Genomic DNA, 15,867 nt, shown 5'->3' on the forward strand with positions numbered 1-15,867 from the left:
AGCTCATTCACCAATCGATTCAGGAGCGCAATGCGAGTCTGTCTGTACGCCCGATACAGCACTGATCACCAGAGCCAGAACAGCGTGGCCGACCAGCTGCGCGCCGGCCGCGAGCGCGCCGCGCGCGAGGGTTGGACCATCGCCATGGTTCACGCCGACGAAGGCATCAGCGGAGCCACGCCTGTCGCGCTCCGCCACGGCGGCAAAGCGCTGCTCGCTGACGCGTTGGCCGACCGCTTCGATGTGCTGATCGTCGAAGGTCTCGACCGGATCACCCGCGACCTGGCCGAGCAAGAACGAACGATCAAGCGGCTGGAACACCGCGGCATTCGCATCATCGGTACAGCCGATGGATATGACACGCAGGCAGACGGGCGCAAGGTGATGCGAATCGCGCGCGGGCTCGTCAACGAGCTCTACCTCGACGATCTGCGCAAGAAAACCCACCGAGGGCTACAGGGCCAGTTCGAGCGCGGAATGGCTGCGGGAGGTCGAACCTACGGCTACACGAGCGTGCAAGTCGAAGGCGGCAACCGCATCGTCATCGACGAAGAGCAGGCCAAGCATGTCCGGTGGATCTATGAGCAGGTCGCCGCCGGCGCGACCCTTCGCAGCATCGTCTACACGTTGAACTCTCGCGGTGTGGCCAGCCCTCGCGGCAACGGCTGGGCGGCGAGCGCGCTGGTGGGCAATGCCGCTATGGGCGATGGGCTCCTGAACAACGAGATCTACATTGGCCGCGTGATCTGGAACCGGCGCCAGTGGATGAAAGACCCGGACACCGGCAAGCGTTTGCCTGTCGCACGCCCGCGCGAAGAATGGATGGTGCGCGAGGCTCCAGAGCTACGCATCGTCGACCAGGATCTCTGGGACCAAACTCGGCCGCAGCAGCTCAAGCGGGGCAACCCGACGCGCGGCCGACCGCATGGAACGCTATTCGGTGGCCTGCTTCGTTGCGACGCATGCGGCGGACCGATCATTGCCATCAACGGAAGCCGCTATGGCTGCAGTGCCCATAAGGACAAGGGCCCAACGTCGTGCGCAAACGCGGCCACGTGGCGGCGGACGGATGTCGATCAACGGCTTCTTTCCGAACTGCGCGCAGACCTTCTGAGCCAGGAGGCCATTGCTGAAGTTCAGTCCACCGTGCGCCGCCTGCTGGCCGAGCTGGATGGTGGCCACGAGCGCGCCCAAGCTGCGGCGCGCCGGCGCGGCGTGGAACTGGACAAGGAAATTCAACGCATCGTCGACGCGATCGTCACTGTCGGTGCAAGCGAAGCCCTGGCAGCGCGCCTTCGGTCAGCCGAGCTCGAGCGGAAAGCAATCGAGGCGACTCTCGCGCAAGCACCCACGCCGCTAGCCAGCGCAAGCGAGATTGCTGTGCGCTATCGCGAGCTGGTGATGAACTTGAAAGAGACGTTGAGCGGCGATGCGAGCACCGTGACAGAGGCTCGGCCCGTGATTGCCGGCCTACTGGGCTCGGTGACGCTCAAGCGAGACCCAGTCACAGGAGAAAGCTGGGCCCAAATGAAAAATCCCGCCGAACAACTGCTTGTCGCAGTGGCTGGCGGGACGTCTCTAATGATGGTTGCGCGAGCAAGATTTGAACTTGCGACCTTTGGGTTATGAGCCCAACGAGCTACCAGGCTGCTCCATCGCGCGGCAGATTTAAATTATAGCTTATTCCGCGGCAGCTTGCTCGTCAGCAGCCTCGGAAACTTCAGGACGGTCGACCAATTCGACCAGCGCCATGGGCGCGTTGTCGCCCACGCGAAAGCCCATCTTCAGGATGCGGGTGTAGCCACCAGGACGCGCCTGGTAACGCGGGCCGAGTTCGCCGAACAGCTTCACGACGCTATCGCGATCGCGCAGGCGATCGAAAGCGAGGCGCTTGTTGGCGACGGTCGGCTTCTTGGCCAGCGTGATCATCGGCTCGATGACGCGACGCAGTTCCTTGGCCTTCGGGACCGTGGTCTTGATGACTTCGTGCTCGATGAGCGAGTTCATCATGTTCTGCAGCATCGCGAGGCGGTGCGAGCTGGTGCGGTTGAGTTTGCGGAGTCCGTGTCCGTGACGCATGGTGTGTTTTCCTTTACCTTTTAAATGCACCAGGCCGTATCAGGTACCCGGTGTTCACCAACAAAACAGAAGTACAAGGCCGCCGACGGTGGCCTCGTTATCCTCCGTTTATCGCTTGTCCAAGCCGGCCGGCGGCCAGCTTTCGAGCTTCATGCCCAAGGTCAGGCCGCGCGAGGCGAGCACTTCCTTGATTTCGTTGAGCGACTTGCGACCCAGGTTAGGGGTCTTGAGCAGCTCGTTCTCGGTGCGCTGGATCAGGTCGCCGATGTAGTAGATATTTTCCGCCTTCAGGCAGTTCGCCGAGCGAACCGTGAGTTCGAGCTCATCGACAGGGCGCAGCAGGATCGGATCGAACTGTTGAGCGCTGCGCGGCGCCGGCTGGTCGAACGCGGCCAGTTCGCCGCCTTCGAGCTGAGCGAACACTGCCAGTTGTTCGACCAGGATCTTGGCCGAGGCGCGAACCGCGTCTTCTGCCGTGATCGCCCCGTTGGTCTCGATTTCGACCAGCAGCTTGTCGAGGTCGGTGCGCTGCTCCACGCGGGCGCTTTCCACCGTGTAGCTCACGCGCTTGACCGGCGAGAACGATGCATCCAGAACGATACGGCCGATCGACTTGGTCGGCTCGTCCGCATAGCGGCGCATCGTGCCCGGCACGTAGCCGCGGCCCTTCTCGACCTTGATCTGCATGTCGAGCTTGCCACCCTGCGACAGGTGAGCGATCACGTGATCGGGATTGATGATCTCCACGTCGTGCGGCGTCTGGATGTCCGACGCAGTGACGGCACCTTCGCCGTCCTTGCGCAGGCTCAGCGTCACTTCGTCGCGGTTGTGCAGCTTGAACACCACGCCCTTGAGGTTCAGGAGGATGTTGACCACATCTTCCTGCACACCATCGATGGACGAATACTCGTGCAGCACGCCTGCGATGGTGACTTCCGTCGCCGAATAGCCAACCATCGAAGACAGCAGAACGCGACGCAGCGCGTTGCCGAGCGTATGGCCATAGCCGCGCTCGAAGGGCTCGAGCGTGACCTTCGCGCGATTGGGCGCGAGTTGCTCGACCTGGATGGTCTTGGGTTTCAGCAGGGTGGTTTGCATGCAGACTTCCTCTCAATACCCCCGGCTCGTTACACCGGTAAGGCTGGTGAAGCACCCGGCGGGACGACTCCCGGCGGGAACAAAAATCAAAAGTACGAGCCGCAAGGCGGCTCGTGATCGCCCGTTTAACGCGAATACAGTTCGACGATCAGCGACTCGTTGATGTCCGAGGCGAATTCGTCGCGATCGGGCACCTTCTTGAACGTGCCTTCGGCCTTGTCGGCATTCACTTCAACCCAGGCCGGCATACCGACTTGCTGTGCCAACTGAAGCGCTTCGACGACACGGTTCTGCTTCTTCGACTTCTCGCGGACGGCAATGACGTCGCCGGTCTTGACCAGGTACGACGGGATGTTCACGGACTGGCCGTTGACCGTGATCGCCTTGTGCGACACGAGCTGACGGGCTTCCGCGCGCGTCGAGCCGAAGCCCATGCGATAGACGACGTTGTCCAGACGCGACTCGAGAATGAACAGCAGGTTGGCACCCGTGTTGCCGCGGCGGCGGTCAGCTTCTTCGAAGTAGCGGCGGAACTGCTTTTCGAGCACGCCGTACATGCGCTTGACCTTCTGCTTTTCACGCAGTTGCAGACCGAAGTCCGAGGTGCGCTGACCCGAGGTGCGGCCGTGCTGGCCGGGCTTGGAATCGAACTTGGCCTTGTCCTGGATCGAACGACGCGCGCTCTTCAGGAACAGGTCGGTGCCTTCGCGGCGGGAAAGTTTGGCCTTGGGGCCGAGGTAGCGTGCCACTTGATCTTCCTTTGTTCATCTACCGCAGCGGACTGCGGGAGCCATCAGCGTGTGCGGACGGCGGTGGGCTTGTTAAAAAACAAAATGCGCAGCCGCCGTGAAGCGGTCTGCGCCGAACGCCATCGCCTCAGATGCGACGACGCTTCTGCGGACGGCAGCCGTTGTGCGGCACCGGGGTCACGTCGGCAATGGAGTTGATCCGGATGCCGAGTGCGGCCAGCGCGCGCACCGACGATTCGCGACCCGGGCCGGGGCCCTTGATCTCGACGTCGAGATTCTTGATGCCTTGCTCGACCGCGGCGCGGCCGGCGACTTCAGAGGCGACCTGCGCAGCGAACGGCGTCGACTTGCGCGAACCCTTGAAGCCCTGACCACCCGACGAGGCCCACGACAGGGCGTTGCCCTGGCGGTCCGTGATCGTGATGATCGTGTTGTTGAACGAAGCGTGCACGTGCGCGATACCGTCCGCGACGTTCTTGCGAACCTTCTTGCGAACGCGCTGTGCGGCGTTATTGGCAGGAGCTTTAGCCATGCTGGTCTATCCTTATTTCTTCAGGGACTGCGCAGCCTTGCGCGGACCCTTGCGAGTGCGGGCGTTGGTGCGCGTACGCTGGCCGCGCATCGGCAGGCCGCGACGATGACGAAAACCGCGGTAGCAGCCGATGTCGATCAAGCGCTTGATGTTCATCGTCGTTTCGCGGCGCAGGTCGCCCTCGATCGTGAAGAGCGCGATCTGGTCGCGGATCTTCTCGAGATCGGCGTCGGTCAGATCCTTGATCTTCTTCGAGTACTCGATGCCGCTCGCTTCGCAGATCTTGCGAGCGCGCGTGCGGCCGATGCCAAAAATAGCCGTCAGGCCGATTTCAGCGTGCTTGTGCGGCGGAATGTTGATGCCAGCAATACGTGCCATGTGCGTCCTCTAGTACTCTATCAATCAACCCTGGCGCTGCTTGTGGCGCGGGTCGGAACAGATCACACGCACCACACCCTTGCGGCGGATGATCTTGCAATTACGGCAAATGGTTTTGACCGAAGCCGAAACTCTCATTTCATTCTCCTAAATCTCTTCAACCCGGCGACTCATTTCGCCCGAAACACAATGCGCGCCCGGCTCAAGTCGTAGGGCGTCAACTCAACGGTGACTTTGTCACCTGGAAGGATGCGGATGTAGTGCATCCGCATCTTTCCGGAAATATGACCGAGAACGATGTGCCCGTTTTCGAGCTTCACCCTGAATGTCGCATTGGGCAGGTTCTCCAGAACCTCCCCTTGCATCTGGATGACATCGTCCTTCGACATCTCATGCCTACGAGGTCTTGAAGTTGGCCTTCTTGAGCAGGGACTCGTACTGCTGAGACATCATGTAGTTCTGCACCTGGGCCATGAAGTCCATCGTGACGACCACGATGATCAACAGGGAGGTGCCGCCAAAATAGAACGGCACGTTGTACTTCAGGATCAGGAACTCCGGCAGCAGGCAGACGAAGGTGATGTACACCGCGCCAGCCAGCGTCAGGCGAACCAGGATCTTGTCGATATACCGTGCAGTCTGATCACCCGGACGGATGCCCGGGATGAACGCGCCACTCTTCTTCAGGTTGTCTGCGGTCTCGCGGCTGTTGAAAACCAGCGCCGTGTAGAAGAAGCAGAAGAACACGATCGCGCTGGCGTACAGCAGGACGTAGATCGGCTGACCCGGGTGCAGAGCGCTCGCAATGTCCCTGATCCAGCGCGAGCTCTCACCGGTGCTGAACCAGCCCACGATGGTGGTCGGCAGCAGGATGATCGACGACGCGAAGATCGGCGGGATCACGCCGGCCATGTTCAGCTTGAGCGGCAGGTGCGACGACTGACCGCCGTACACCTTGTTGCCCACCTGGCGCCGCGCATAGTTCACGAGGATCTTGCGTTGACCGCGCTCGACGAACACGACGAAGTAGGTCACCAGAACAACCACCGCCACGATGAACAGTGCCACCAGCACGTTCATGGCGCCGGTGCGAACCAGCTCGAGCAAGCCACCGATCGCATTCGGCAGGCCCGCGGCAATACCAGCGAAGATCAGGATGGAAATCCCGTTGCCCAGGCCGCGTTCGGTGATCTGCTCTCCGAGCCACATCAGGAACATCGAGCCTGCAGTCAAGCTGACCATCGCGGTGAGGCGGAAGCCAAACCCGGGCGCCAGAACCAGACCCGGCGAGGACTCGAGCGCCACGGCGATGCTGAACGACTGGAACAGCGCAAGGGCCAGCGTCCCGTAGCGGGTGTACTGGGTGATCTTGCGGCGGCCCGCCTCGCCTTCCTTCTTCAATTGCTCGAAGGTCGGAACCACGTAGGTCATCAGCTGCATGATGATCGACGCGGAGATGTAAGGCATGATGCCCAACGCGAACACGGTGAAGCGCGACAGCGCGCCGCCCGAGAACATGTTGAACAGGCTCAGGATGCCGCCCTGCTGACCTTGGAACAGCTGCGCCAGTTGGTCCGGATTGATGCCGGGCACCGGGATGTGAGCCCCGACGCGATAGACCACGAGAGCGAGCAGCAAAAAGACAAGCCGGCGACGCAGGTCACCGAACTTGCCTGTCTTTGCGAGCGTTGCCGCGTTGGTTGCCACGAAGAACTTCTTTCAGTCCGTTTGTTCAGGCGACGCTGCCGCCGGCAGCTTCGATCGCCGCCTTGGCACCGGCCGTTGCACCGACGCCCGTCAGCTTGACGGCCTTGGTGATCTCGCCCGACTTCACAACCTTGACGACCTTGGCGATCTGAGCCACCAGGCCAGCTTGCTTGAGAGCCAGCACGTCGACTTCCGCCAGGCCCAGCTTTTCCAGCGAGGCGAGCGTCACTTCGGCGTTGAACTTCAGCAGGTGCGACTTGAAGCCGCGCTTCGGCAGGCGGCGCTGCAGCGGCATCTGGCCGCCTTCGAAGCCCACCTTGTGGAAACCGCCCGCGCGCGACTTCTGACCCTTGTGACCGCGACCTGCGGTCTTGCCAAGGCCGGAGCCGATGCCGCGGCCGACACGGCGCTTGGCGTGCTTGGCGCCAGCTGCCGGCTTGATGCCATTGAGTTCCATATGCGTCTCTCTCAGTGACTCTGCTTAGAGCACTTTGACCAGATAACTGATCTTGTTGATCATGCCGCGGACCGCGGGCGTGTCCTGCAGCTCGCTCACGCTGTTGAGCTTGCGCAGGCCCAGGCCACGAACGGTGGCGCGATGCGATTGCTTGGTGCCGATCGGGCTCTTGACCAATTGCACCTTGACGGTTTGTTGTTGCGTCATTTGGATGCTCCGTCCTTAGGCGAACAGCTGCTCGACCGTCAGGCCGCGCTTGGCCGCGACTTCGGAAGCCGCCGTCGCGTTGCGCAGGCCGTTCAGGGTCGCGCGAACCATGTTGTAGGGATTCGACGAGCCATGGCTCTTGGCCACGACGTCGGTGATGCCCATCACTTCGAACACGGCGCGCATCGGGCCGCCGGCGATGATGCCGGTACCTTTGGGGGCCGGATACATCACGACGGACGAGGCACCATGGTGGCCATGCACTTCGTGGTGCAGCGTGCCGTTCTTCATCGCACCCTTGAACAGGTTGCGGCGGGCCTCTTCCATCGCCTTCTGCACGGCGGCGGGCACTTCCTTGGACTTGCCCTTGCCCATGCCGACGCGGCCGTCGCCATCACCCACCACGGTGAGCGCTGCGAAGCCCAGAATACGACCACCCTTCACCACCTTGGTGACGCGGTTGATCGCGATCATCTTCTCGCGCAGACCGTCCTCGGGTCCTTCGTTCTGCGTTCTTGCCTGAATCTTTGCCATTTTGAATCTCGTGTCCGGTTAGAACTGCAGGCCGGCTTCGCGGGCCGCATCCGCCAACGCCTTGACGCGGCCGTGGTATGCGAAACCTGCGCGATCGAAGGCAACCTTTTCCACGCCGGCAGCCTTCGCCTTTTCGGCGATGCGCTTGCCGATGGCGGTCGCGGCAGCGGTGTTGCCACCCTTGCCCGAGCCGCCCAGGGCGGCGCGCACTTCGGCTTCTGCGGTCGAGGCGCTTGCAAGCACCTTCGCGCCGTCGCCGGAGATGACGGTGGCGTAGATGTGCAGGTTGGTGCGGTTCACGGTCAGACGTGCCACGCCTTGCGTCGCGATACGGATGCGGGTCTGACGCGAGCGGCGGAGACGCTGTGCTTTTTGGTCAACATCATTTTGCTGCCCCTTATTTCTTCTTGGTCTCTTTGATCACGACCTTCTCGTCCGCGTAGCGGATGCCCTTGCCCTTGTAAGGCTCGGGCGGACGGATGGCGCGGATCTCAGCGGCCACTTGGCCGACGCGCTGGCGGTCGGCACCCTTGATCACGACTTCGGTCGGGGTGGGCGTTGCCACCGTGATGCCTTGCGGCATGTCCTTGTTGACCGGATGCGAGAAACCGACCGACAGGTTCAGCTTGGCGCCTTGCGCCTGGGCCTTGTAACCCACGCCGATCAGGTTGAGCTTCTTCTCGAAGCCCTTGGTCACACCGACCACCATGTTGTTCACCAGCTGGCGAACCGTGCCGCTCATCGCGTTGGCTTCACGCGAATCGTTGGCGGGCTCGAAGCTCAGCTTGCCGTCCTTGTTGACGATGTTGACCAGCGCATTGCGCGCAAGGCTGAGCGTGCCGCCCGAACCCTTGACGCTGATCTGGTCTTCCTTGATCGACACATCCACGCCAGCGGGGATGGCAACCGGCATTTTTCCTACGCGGGACATTCAGTTTCTCCTTGATGTCTCGGTTAGGCGACGTAGCACAGGACTTCGCCACCGACACCGGCGGCGCGTGCCTTGCGGTCCGTCATCACGCCCTTGGGGGTGGTGACGATGGCAACGCCGAGGCCGTTCTGGACCTGCGGAATCGCGGCGCTGGCCTTGTAGACACGCAGGCCGGGGCGGCTCACGCGCTCGATGCGCTCGATGACCGGGCGACCAGCGTAGTACTTCAGCGAGATCTCGAGCTCGCTCTTGCCGGCTTCGGTCTTGACCTTGAAGCCGTCGATGTAGCCCTCGTCCTTCAGGACTTGTGCGATTGCAACCTTCACCTTGGAAGACGGAACCGACACGGTGGGCTTCGCCACCATCTGCGCGTTGCGGATACGCGTCAGCAGGTCGGCAATGGGATCACTCATGCTCATGTTGTTTGCTCCTGCCTGGCTTACCAGCTGGCCTTGGTGACACCGGGGATGTCGCCGTTGAAAGCCATTTCGCGGATCTTGGCGCGGGCCAGACCGAATTGACGGAAGGTGCCGCGCGGACGACCCGTGATTTCGCAGCGATTGCGCTGGCGCGTCGGATTCGCATTGCGCGGGAGCTTCTGCAGAGCCAGGCGGGCAGCTGCGCGCTCTTCGTCGCTCTTCTTTGCGTCGTTGGCGATCGCCTTCAGTTCCGCATGCTTGGCGGCGTACTTTGCGACCAGTTTTTCTCGCTTGAGCTCGCGCTCGATCAAAGCTACTTTAGCCACAAACCACCTCAGTTCTTGAACGGGAAACGGAAGCCGGCGAGAAGCGCCTTGGCTTCCTCGTCGGTCTTGGCCGTCGTCGTGATGCTGATGTTCAGACCACGCAGGGCATCGACCTTGTCGTACTCGATCTCGGGGAAGATGATCTGTTCCTTGACGCCGATGTTGTAGTTGCCGCGGCCATCGAACGCACGACCGGAGATCCCGCGGAAGTCGCGAACGCGCGGCAGCGCGACGGTCACGAAGCGATCGAGGAATTCGTACATCTGAACGCCGCGCAGCGTGACCATGCAGCCGATCGGCTGGTTCTCGCGAATCTTGAAGCCGGCGATGGCCTTCTTCGACTTGGTCACCACGGGCTTCTGGCCGGCGATCTTCGTCAGATCGGCGACGGCGTTGTCGAGCACCTTCTTGTCGGCGACTGCTTCGCCCACACCCATGTTGAGCGTGATCTTGGTCAGACGCGGGACCTGCATCGGCGAGGTGTAGCCGAACTTTTCGGTCAGATCCTTCGCGATCTTTTCGCGATAGTGTTGTTGGAGACGTGCCATGTAAGTACCCCTTAGGCGGCCTTGATTTCTTCGCCGCTGGACTTGAAGACGCGCACGCGCTTGCCGTCCGTGACCTTGATGCCCACGCGATCGGCCTTGCCGGTCGCGGCATTGAAGATCGCCACGTTGGATTGGTGAATCGGCATGGCCTTTTCAACGATGCCACCCGTCGTGCCCTTCAGGGGATTCGGCTTGGTGTGCTTCTTGACGAGGTTGATGCCCTCGACGACGACATGCGAGTCGTCCTTGCGCAGCGAGACGGTGCCACGCTTGCCCTTGTCGCGCCCGGCCAACACGATGACCTGGTCGCCTTTGCGAATCTTGTTCATGGCGTTGTTGTCCTTAGAGAACTTCGGGGGCCAGCGACACGATCTTCATGAACTTCTCGGTACGCAGTTCGCGCGTGACCGGTCCAAAGATGCGGGTGCCGATCGGCTCCAGCTTGGCGTTGAGCAACACGGCGGCATTGCCGTCGAACTTGACGAGCGAGCCGTCGGCGCGACGGATGCCCTTGGCAGTGCGGACGACCACAGCGCTGTAGATCTCGCCCTTCTTGACGCGACCACGCGGAGCGGCTTCCTTGATGGAGACCTTGATGACATCACCGACGCTGGCATAGCGCCGCTTGGAGCCACCGAGCACCTTGATACACAGGACGGATTTCGCGCCCGTGTTGTCGGCCACATCGAGCCGGGATTCAGTTTGGATCATTTCGTGATATTCCCAACTTGTACCGCTTGACACCCGGGCCAACCCAGGGCGACCAAACGATCAGTCTTGGGCCCGTCGTCCACACACCGAAACCACTTCGGTGTGCTTCCGCTGGGCAGAAGCCTCGCCTTTTTGAAGCGAAGCCTGATATTCTGGCACACGATCCATTCCCCGTCAACAACTGATCATGAATATCGCAGTCACCTTCCTGCCCCGGCGGGAACCGACCCCGCTCCCGCCCATCGGCTTCATCGGCGGCGGCAACATGGCCAGCGCCATCATCGGCGGGCTCCTCAAGCAGGACGTTCCGCCCGCCAGCATCGAAGTCGTCGAACCGCTAGCAGAGGCGCGCGCCCGGCTCGCCAACGATTTCAGCATCACCGCGCAGCCCGCGGCGGGCCCCGCACTGTCCCGGTGCGAGGTGATCGTGTGGGCCGTCAAGCCGCAGAGCTTCGCCGAGGCGGCGCGGCCGGTGCGCGGACTGGCGCCCGACGCGCTGCACCTGAGCGTGGCCGCCGGCATCCCGTCCGGCAGCATCGCGCGCTGGCTCGGGACCGAGCGCGTCGTCCGCGCCATGCCGAACACGCCAGCGCTCGTCGGCCAGGGCATGACCGGCCTTTTCGCGCGCGAGGCGGCGGACATCGCCGACCGGAAGCTCATCGAGCAGGTCCTCGGCGCGACCGGCGAGCTGATGTGGGTCGACGCCGAGGAGGCACTCGACGTCGTGACCGCGGTGTCGGGCTCCGGCCCGGCCTACGTGTTCTATTTCATCGAGGCGATGACCGAAGCCGGCATCGAGCTGGGCCTGACGCCGGAGCAGGCGTATCAACTCGCGGTGGGCACCTTCACCGGCGCCTCCGCGCTGGCCGCCAACGCGACCGAGCCCCCCGCCGTCCTGCGCGAGCGCGTGACGTCGAAGGGCGGCACCACCTACGCGGCGATCACTTCGATGGAGAACGACGAGGTCAAGGCGAAGTTCAAGACCGCGATCCGCGCGGCCCATCGGCGCGCGGCCGAACTCGGCAAGGAGTTCGGCGGGGTTTGAGTTCGCGCCCGGTCGGGCTCATAGATACCCGGCGACGATCCCGGCGAATACGGCGAAGCCGAGCCAGTGATTGAGCCGGAAGGCCTTGAAGCAACCGTCGCGCGTGCGGTCGTGGATCAGCCGCCAGTGCCACAAAGCTTGCGCCGCGGCGATGCCGATCCCCAGGTAGAGCGCCACGCCCAGTCCGGCGGCGGTGCCGATGACGGTCCACACGGCGAGAAAGATCGCGTAGCTCGACATGACGATCGCCACATCGAGGCGGCCGAAGGTGATCGCCGAGGTCTTCATCCCGATCTTGAGGTCGTCGTCGCGGTCGACCATCGCATACTCGGTGTCGTAGGCCAGCACCCAGAACAGATTGCCGGCCAGCAGCCACCACGCCACCGCCGGCACGCTGCCGCGAACGGCGGCGAATGCCATTGGAATGCCGAAACTGAAGGCAACGCCGAGTACCGCCTGCGGCACCGAGACGAAGCGCTTGGCGAATGGATAGATCAAGGTCACCGCGAGCGCCGCGAACGACATCAGGACGGTGAGGCGGTTGGTGGTCAGCACCAGCGCGAACGCGGCCAGCGCCAGCACGGCGCCCACTGCGAGCGCCTCGGGCACCGAGACTTCGCCGCTGGTGACCGGCCGTTTCGCGGTCCGTTTGACATGCCGGTCGAAGTCGCGGTCGGCGACGTCGTTCACGCAGCAACCCGCGCTGCGCATGAGGATCGTGCCGATCACGAACACCGCCAGCAGATGCCAGCCCGGCCAGCCTCCGGCCGCGAACCACAACGCGCCCAGCGTGGGCCAGAGCAGCAACAGCCACCCCGCCGGCCGGCTCCAGCGGATCAGGTCGAGATAAAGGGCAAAACGCCCGCGGCGGGGTGCGGGCGTGGGTTGGAGCGACCCCGTGGCGGCCATGGCAGTGAGCTCTTTCTTCCGTTGGTTGGCGGCAAGACTGCACTCTAGCGCAGCCATCGCGCGAGACCGCCCTTCGATCCGTAGGCCGATGGCGCGTCTTTCAGGAGAGGCGCCTGACGCCCGGCAGCTCGCAGGCATAGATCGCGTTGCGCAACGCGGCAATGGCCTCGTAGCGCGTGAAGCTGCGGCGCCACGCCAGCACCACGCGCCGGGTCGGCGGATCGCCTCCCTGCGCGTCGCGCACCGGCAGATAACGCACGATCTGCTCCGGCTCCCTGCGGCCTTTCGACCTGGGCCTGAGCGCATCGGCCGGCACCGACAGGCGCGGCACCAGCGTGACGCCCATTCCCGAGGCGACCATGTGCTTGATGGTTTCGAGCGAAGAGCCTTCGAAGCTCTTGCGGATGCCCTCGGCATTGCTGGAGAAGCGCGCGAATTCCGGGCAGACCTCCAGCACGTGGTCGCGGAAGCAATGGCCGGTGCCCAGAAGGAGCATCGTCTCCTTCTTGAGCTCGTCGGAGGTGACGGACTCCTTGCTCGCCAGGGGATGGTGGGCCGGCAACGCGGCCATGAAAGGCTCGTCGTAGAGCGCCGCCATGGCCGGGCCGGTATCGGGGAAGGGTTCGGCCATGATCGCGCAGTCGATCTCGCCGGAGCGCAGCATCTCGAGCAGCCTGGCGGTGAAGTTCTCCTGCAGCACCAGCGGCATCTGCGGCGTGCGGGCGATGTTCTGGCGCACCAGGTCGGGCAGCAGATAGGGGCCGATGGTGTAGATCACGCCGAGGTTCAGCGGCCCCGAGAGCGGGTCCTTCCCGCGCTTGGCGATTTCCTTGATGCTCGCGGCCTGGTCCAGCACGCTCTGCGCCTGCTGGACGATCTGTTCGCCGAGCGGCGTCACGGTGACTTCGCCTGCGCTGCGCTCGAACAGCTTGACCTCGAGTTCGTCCTCCAGCTTCTTGATCGCCACGGACAGGGTCGGCTGCGACACGAAGCAGGCCTCCGCGGCCTTTCCGAAATGTCTCTCGCGCGCGACCGCAACGATGTATTTGAGTTCGGTGAGTGTCATAGCGAAAACCTATTATCGCTCGCCCCGGCTCGGGGCTCTGTTCATGCCTTGAGGTACTCGGCCTTGCTGCCCAGCCAGCGATCGACGTGGCGGGCTGCCAGATCGGGGTGGCGGTCGAGCATCTTCGGAGCCAGCTCGCGAGCCCAGTCCAGGAGCAAGGCGTCGTTGGTCAGGTCGGCAAAGCGCAGCAGCGGTGCACCCGACTGGCGGGCGCCGAGGAATTCGCCGGGGCCGCGGATCTCCAGGTCGCGCCTCGCGATCTCGAAGCCGTCGCTGGTTTCGGCCATGGCCTTGAGGCGGGCGCGGGCTGCCTCGCCGACGCGCCCACCCTCATTCGGCGAATAGAGAAGCACGCACGCGGAAGCCGCGGCGCCGCGACCCACGCGACCGCGCAGCTGGTGCAGTTGCGAGAGGCCGAAGCGCTCGGCGTGCTCGATCACCATCAGCGAGGCGTTGGGCACGTCGACGCCGACTTCGATCACGGTCGTGCTCACCAGCACCTGCAGCCGGTTGGCGGTGAAGTCCTCCATCACCGACTGCTTCTCGGCCGTCGGCATCCGCGAATGCAAGAGGCCGACGCGGACCTGTTCGCCGAGGGCCTCGGCCAGTTCGTCGCGCGTCTCGGTGGCGTTGCGAAGATCGACGGCCTCGCTTTCCTCGATCAGCGGGCAGACCCAGTAGACCTGCCGACCCTGTTCGAGCTGGGCACGGATGCGGTCGATGACTTCATCCCGCCGATGGTCGGCCACCAGCTTCGTGACGATCGGCGTGCGGCCGGGCGGCAGTTCGTCCAGCGTGGAGACGTCGAGGTCGGCGTAATAGCTCATCGCCAGCGTGCGCGGGATCGGCGTGGCACTCATCATCAGCAGATGCGGCTCGACATCCTCGCCGGCCTTGCCGCGCAACGCGAGCCGCTGCGCCACGCCGAAGCGGTGCTGCTCGTCGATCACCGCGAGCGCGAGACGGCGAAAGCGCACCTTCTCGGAGATGACGGCATGCGTTCCGACCACCAGCGCCGCTTCGCCGCTTTCGACGGCGGCGGCCATGGTGTCGCGTTCCTTTTTCTTCTGGCTGCCGGTGAGCCATGCGACCCGCAGGCCGCGCTCGGCGAGCAGCGGATCGAGCCAGTTCACCAGCTTGCCGAAGTGCTGCGCCGCGAGGATCTCGGTCGGCGCCATCAGCGCGCACTGGAAGCCCGCGTCGATGCAGCGCGCCGCCGCGAGCGCGGCGACCACGGTCTTGCCCGAGCCGACGTCGCCCTGCAGCAGCCGATGCATCGGGACTTCGCGGGCCAGATCGCGCGTGATCTCTTCGCCCACACGCTGCTGCGCCCCCGTGAGCGCAAACGGCAACGCGCCGAGCAGATCCTTGTGCAGCTTGCCGCCCGCCGAGTCCACCTCGAGCACCGGCGCCCGCTGTGCCGCGCGCTGGCGCCGCGCCTGCAGCTGGGAGAGTTGCTGCGCCAGCAGCTCGTCGGCCTTGAGCCGCTGCCATGCGGGATGGCTGTGGTCTTCGAGCGTGGCGATCGCGACATCCGGCGCGGGGTAGTGCAGGAAGTCCAGCGCGCGGCGCAGGTCCCATGTGCCATATGGCGCTGCGCCGGGCGGCAGCGTTTCGTCGAGCACCGCGCGCGCGAGCCCCGAACGGACTTCGCGGCGCAGCACCGGCTGCGCCAGCCCTGCGATGGTCGAGTAGACCGGCGTCAAAGCCTCCGGCAATGCGGTGCCCGCCGCCTTGACGGCAGGATGCATCATCTGCCGCCCGACGAAGCCGCCTCGCACTTCGCCGCGGATGCGCACGCGCGCGCCCACGGCAAGCTGCTTTAGCTGCGACGGATAGAAATTGAAGAAGCGAAGCTGGCAGGTGTCGCTGCCGTCGTCGACCGTGACGATCAACTGCCGGCGCGGCCGATAGACCACCTCGCTTTCGGTCACCACGGCCTCGATCTGCGCCATCTCGCCATCGCGCGTGTCGGCCAGGCGCACGATGCGCGTCTCGTCCTCGTAGCGCATCGGCAGATAGAGCGCGAAATCGATGTCCCGCAGCAGGCCCAGCTTGCGCAGCGCGCGCTGCACCGCGCTCATGCCGGTGCCGGGCGCCGGCGCGGGTACGGGCTTTTCCGTTGGCGGGGACTTGGCAGCGGCAGGCATGGGACAATTCTGCCCGGTGAT

General features: G+C 63.9%; 23 protein-coding genes and 1 tRNA gene. 2 read left to right on the top strand and 22 right to left on the bottom strand.

Features of this window, described 5'->3' with window-relative positions; translation table 11 throughout:
- Positions 1-30: 30 nt before the first annotated feature.
- Positions 31-1,629 carry a recombinase family protein gene (locus tag ACQ858_RS19725; RefSeq protein ID WP_431276907.1) on the top strand — a complete coding sequence of 533 codons (1,599 nt, stop codon included), beginning with the start codon at positions 31-33 and terminating at the stop codon, positions 1,627-1,629.
- Here the strand turns inward: ACQ858_RS19725 and ACQ858_RS19730 are convergent.
- The 19 genes from ACQ858_RS19730 to rplN form a co-directional block, all read right to left on the bottom strand.
- Positions 1,586-1,662 (bottom strand) — tRNA-Met (locus ACQ858_RS19730). The genes ACQ858_RS19725 and ACQ858_RS19730 overlap by 44 nt on opposite strands.
- A gap of 18 nt (positions 1,663-1,680) precedes the next feature.
- Positions 1,681-2,079: a 50S ribosomal protein L17 gene (gene rplQ / locus ACQ858_RS19735; RefSeq protein ID WP_431274262.1), complete on the bottom strand. Its 399-nt coding sequence runs from the start codon at positions 2,077-2,079 to the stop codon at positions 1,681-1,683.
- A 108-nt stretch (positions 2,080-2,187) separates the two neighbouring features.
- Positions 2,188-3,177, bottom strand: coding sequence for a DNA-directed RNA polymerase subunit alpha (locus ACQ858_RS19740; protein ID WP_088954779.1), 990 nt, complete (start codon positions 3,175-3,177; stop codon positions 2,188-2,190).
- A 125-nt stretch (positions 3,178-3,302) separates the two neighbouring features.
- Positions 3,303-3,926, bottom strand: a complete 624-nt coding sequence (rpsD, locus tag ACQ858_RS19745) for a 30S ribosomal protein S4 (protein ID WP_431274263.1) — start codon at positions 3,924-3,926, stop codon at positions 3,303-3,305.
- A 127-nt stretch (positions 3,927-4,053) separates the two neighbouring features.
- The gene (gene rpsK, locus ACQ858_RS19750; RefSeq protein ID WP_009124825.1) at positions 4,054-4,458 is read right to left on the bottom strand and encodes a 30S ribosomal protein S11; all 405 of its coding nucleotides are present in this window, start codon (positions 4,456-4,458) and stop codon (positions 4,054-4,056) included.
- A 12-nt stretch (positions 4,459-4,470) separates the two neighbouring features.
- Positions 4,471-4,836 (bottom strand): 30S ribosomal protein S13, encoded by a 366-nt coding sequence (gene rpsM / locus ACQ858_RS19755; RefSeq protein WP_093162412.1) that lies wholly within the window; start codon positions 4,834-4,836, stop codon positions 4,471-4,473.
- A 24-nt stretch (positions 4,837-4,860) separates the two neighbouring features.
- Entirely contained in the window at positions 4,861-4,974 is a 114-nt protein-coding gene (rpmJ, locus tag ACQ858_RS19760; RefSeq protein WP_068641696.1) for a 50S ribosomal protein L36, read from the bottom strand.
- 32 nt (positions 4,975-5,006) lie between these two features.
- Complete coding sequence (infA, locus tag ACQ858_RS19765; RefSeq protein WP_086919801.1) at positions 5,007-5,225, bottom strand: translation initiation factor IF-1; 219 nt, start codon at positions 5,223-5,225, stop codon at positions 5,007-5,009.
- A 7-nt stretch (positions 5,226-5,232) separates the two neighbouring features.
- Positions 5,233-6,543 (bottom strand): preprotein translocase subunit SecY, encoded by a 1,311-nt coding sequence (secY, locus tag ACQ858_RS19770; RefSeq protein WP_431274264.1) that lies wholly within the window; start codon positions 6,541-6,543, stop codon positions 5,233-5,235.
- Positions 6,544-6,568: 25 nt separating this feature from the next.
- Positions 6,569-7,000, bottom strand: coding sequence for a 50S ribosomal protein L15 (gene rplO, locus ACQ858_RS19775; RefSeq protein WP_431274265.1), 432 nt, complete (start codon positions 6,998-7,000; stop codon positions 6,569-6,571).
- Positions 7,001-7,024: 24 nt separating this feature from the next.
- The gene (gene rpmD, locus ACQ858_RS19780; RefSeq protein WP_130366860.1) at positions 7,025-7,207 is read right to left on the bottom strand and encodes a 50S ribosomal protein L30; all 183 of its coding nucleotides are present in this window, start codon (positions 7,205-7,207) and stop codon (positions 7,025-7,027) included.
- A 15-nt stretch (positions 7,208-7,222) separates the two neighbouring features.
- On the bottom strand, positions 7,223-7,741 hold the full coding sequence (gene rpsE / locus ACQ858_RS19785; protein ID WP_431274266.1) for a 30S ribosomal protein S5: 519 nt from the start codon (positions 7,739-7,741) through the stop codon (positions 7,223-7,225).
- A gap of 18 nt (positions 7,742-7,759) precedes the next feature.
- Complete coding sequence (gene rplR / locus ACQ858_RS19790; RefSeq protein WP_431276908.1) at positions 7,760-8,077, bottom strand: 50S ribosomal protein L18; 318 nt, start codon at positions 8,075-8,077, stop codon at positions 7,760-7,762.
- A 61-nt stretch (positions 8,078-8,138) separates the two neighbouring features.
- Positions 8,139-8,672 (bottom strand): 50S ribosomal protein L6, encoded by a 534-nt coding sequence (gene rplF, locus ACQ858_RS19795; RefSeq protein ID WP_431274267.1) that lies wholly within the window; start codon positions 8,670-8,672, stop codon positions 8,139-8,141.
- Positions 8,673-8,695: 23 nt separating this feature from the next.
- Entirely contained in the window at positions 8,696-9,091 is a 396-nt protein-coding gene (gene rpsH, locus ACQ858_RS19800) for a 30S ribosomal protein S8 (RefSeq protein WP_093162403.1), read from the bottom strand.
- 20 nt (positions 9,092-9,111) lie between these two features.
- Complete coding sequence (gene rpsN, locus ACQ858_RS19805) at positions 9,112-9,417, bottom strand: 30S ribosomal protein S14 (RefSeq protein ID WP_088954788.1); 306 nt, start codon at positions 9,415-9,417, stop codon at positions 9,112-9,114.
- Positions 9,418-9,425: 8 nt separating this feature from the next.
- Positions 9,426-9,965 carry a 50S ribosomal protein L5 gene (gene rplE, locus ACQ858_RS19810; RefSeq protein WP_286371087.1) on the bottom strand — a complete coding sequence of 180 codons (540 nt, stop codon included), beginning with the start codon at positions 9,963-9,965 and terminating at the stop codon, positions 9,426-9,428.
- Between the two features lie 11 nt (positions 9,966-9,976).
- Complete coding sequence (gene rplX / locus ACQ858_RS19815) at positions 9,977-10,294, bottom strand: 50S ribosomal protein L24 (protein ID WP_431274268.1); 318 nt, start codon at positions 10,292-10,294, stop codon at positions 9,977-9,979.
- A gap of 13 nt (positions 10,295-10,307) precedes the next feature.
- Positions 10,308-10,676, bottom strand: coding sequence for a 50S ribosomal protein L14 (gene rplN / locus ACQ858_RS19820; RefSeq protein WP_068674584.1), 369 nt, complete (start codon positions 10,674-10,676; stop codon positions 10,308-10,310).
- 187 nt (positions 10,677-10,863) lie between these two features.
- Here rplN and proC point away from each other — a divergent pair, with 187 nt between their 5' ends.
- On the top strand, positions 10,864-11,721 hold the full coding sequence (gene proC / locus ACQ858_RS19825; RefSeq protein ID WP_431274269.1) for a pyrroline-5-carboxylate reductase: 858 nt from the start codon (positions 10,864-10,866) through the stop codon (positions 11,719-11,721).
- 18 nt (positions 11,722-11,739) lie between these two features.
- Here the strand turns inward: proC and ubiA are convergent, their stop codons facing one another.
- From ubiA to recG, 3 genes are all read right to left on the bottom strand, one after another.
- The gene (gene ubiA, locus ACQ858_RS19830; protein ID WP_431274270.1) at positions 11,740-12,630 is read right to left on the bottom strand and encodes a 4-hydroxybenzoate octaprenyltransferase; all 891 of its coding nucleotides are present in this window, start codon (positions 12,628-12,630) and stop codon (positions 11,740-11,742) included.
- A gap of 100 nt (positions 12,631-12,730) precedes the next feature.
- Positions 12,731-13,696, bottom strand: a complete 966-nt coding sequence (locus ACQ858_RS19835; protein ID WP_431274271.1) for a LysR substrate-binding domain-containing protein — start codon at positions 13,694-13,696, stop codon at positions 12,731-12,733.
- A gap of 41 nt (positions 13,697-13,737) precedes the next feature.
- Positions 13,738-15,846 carry an ATP-dependent DNA helicase RecG gene (gene recG, locus ACQ858_RS19840; RefSeq protein ID WP_431274272.1) on the bottom strand — a complete coding sequence of 703 codons (2,109 nt, stop codon included), beginning with the start codon at positions 15,844-15,846 and terminating at the stop codon, positions 13,738-13,740.
- Positions 15,847-15,867 lie beyond the last annotated feature (21 nt).

The sequence above is a fragment of the Variovorax ureilyticus genome, from assembly GCF_050632185.1.
GTDB classification, from domain to species: Bacteria; Pseudomonadota; Gammaproteobacteria; order Burkholderiales; family Burkholderiaceae_C; genus Variovorax; species Variovorax ureilyticus_A.

Coding starts and splice junctions, on each gene's coding strand:
- rpmJ (WP_068641696.1), bottom strand. CDS start 4,974: ATGAGAGTTTCGGCTTCGGTCAAAACCATTTGCCGTAATTGCAAGATC.
- recG (WP_431274272.1), bottom strand. CDS start 15,846: ATGCCTGCCGCTGCCAAGTCCCCGCCAACGGAAAAGCCCGTACCCGCG.
- rplF (WP_431274267.1), bottom strand. CDS start 8,672: ATGTCCCGCGTAGGAAAAATGCCGGTTGCCATCCCCGCTGGCGTGGAT.
- rpsH (WP_093162403.1), bottom strand. CDS start 9,091: ATGAGCATGAGTGATCCCATTGCCGACCTGCTGACGCGTATCCGCAAC.
- infA (WP_086919801.1), bottom strand. CDS start 5,225: ATGTCGAAGGACGATGTCATCCAGATGCAAGGGGAGGTTCTGGAGAAC.
- rpmD (WP_130366860.1), bottom strand. CDS start 7,207: ATGACGCAACAACAAACCGTCAAGGTGCAATTGGTCAAGAGCCCGATC.
- ACQ858_RS19725 (WP_431276907.1), top strand. CDS start 31: ATGCGAGTCTGTCTGTACGCCCGATACAGCACTGATCACCAGAGCCAG.
- ACQ858_RS19835 (WP_431274271.1), bottom strand. CDS start 13,696: ATGACACTCACCGAACTCAAATACATCGTTGCGGTCGCGCGCGAGAGA.
- rpsK (WP_009124825.1), bottom strand. CDS start 4,458: ATGGCTAAAGCTCCTGCCAATAACGCCGCACAGCGCGTTCGCAAGAAG.
- rpsM (WP_093162412.1), bottom strand. CDS start 4,836: ATGGCACGTATTGCTGGCATCAACATTCCGCCGCACAAGCACGCTGAA.
- rplN (WP_068674584.1), bottom strand. CDS start 10,676: ATGATCCAAACTGAATCCCGGCTCGATGTGGCCGACAACACGGGCGCG.
- rplO (WP_431274265.1), bottom strand. CDS start 7,000: ATGGAACTCAATGGCATCAAGCCGGCAGCTGGCGCCAAGCACGCCAAG.
- rpsE (WP_431274266.1), bottom strand. CDS start 7,741: ATGGCAAAGATTCAGGCAAGAACGCAGAACGAAGGACCCGAGGACGGT.
- rplQ (WP_431274262.1), bottom strand. CDS start 2,079: ATGCGTCACGGACACGGACTCCGCAAACTCAACCGCACCAGCTCGCAC.
- rplX (WP_431274268.1), bottom strand. CDS start 10,294: ATGAACAAGATTCGCAAAGGCGACCAGGTCATCGTGTTGGCCGGGCGC.
- ubiA (WP_431274270.1), bottom strand. CDS start 12,630: ATGGCCGCCACGGGGTCGCTCCAACCCACGCCCGCACCCCGCCGCGGG.
- proC (WP_431274269.1), top strand. CDS start 10,864: ATGAATATCGCAGTCACCTTCCTGCCCCGGCGGGAACCGACCCCGCTC.
- ACQ858_RS19740 (WP_088954779.1), bottom strand. CDS start 3,177: ATGCAAACCACCCTGCTGAAACCCAAGACCATCCAGGTCGAGCAACTC.
- rplE (WP_286371087.1), bottom strand. CDS start 9,965: ATGGCACGTCTCCAACAACACTATCGCGAAAAGATCGCGAAGGATCTG.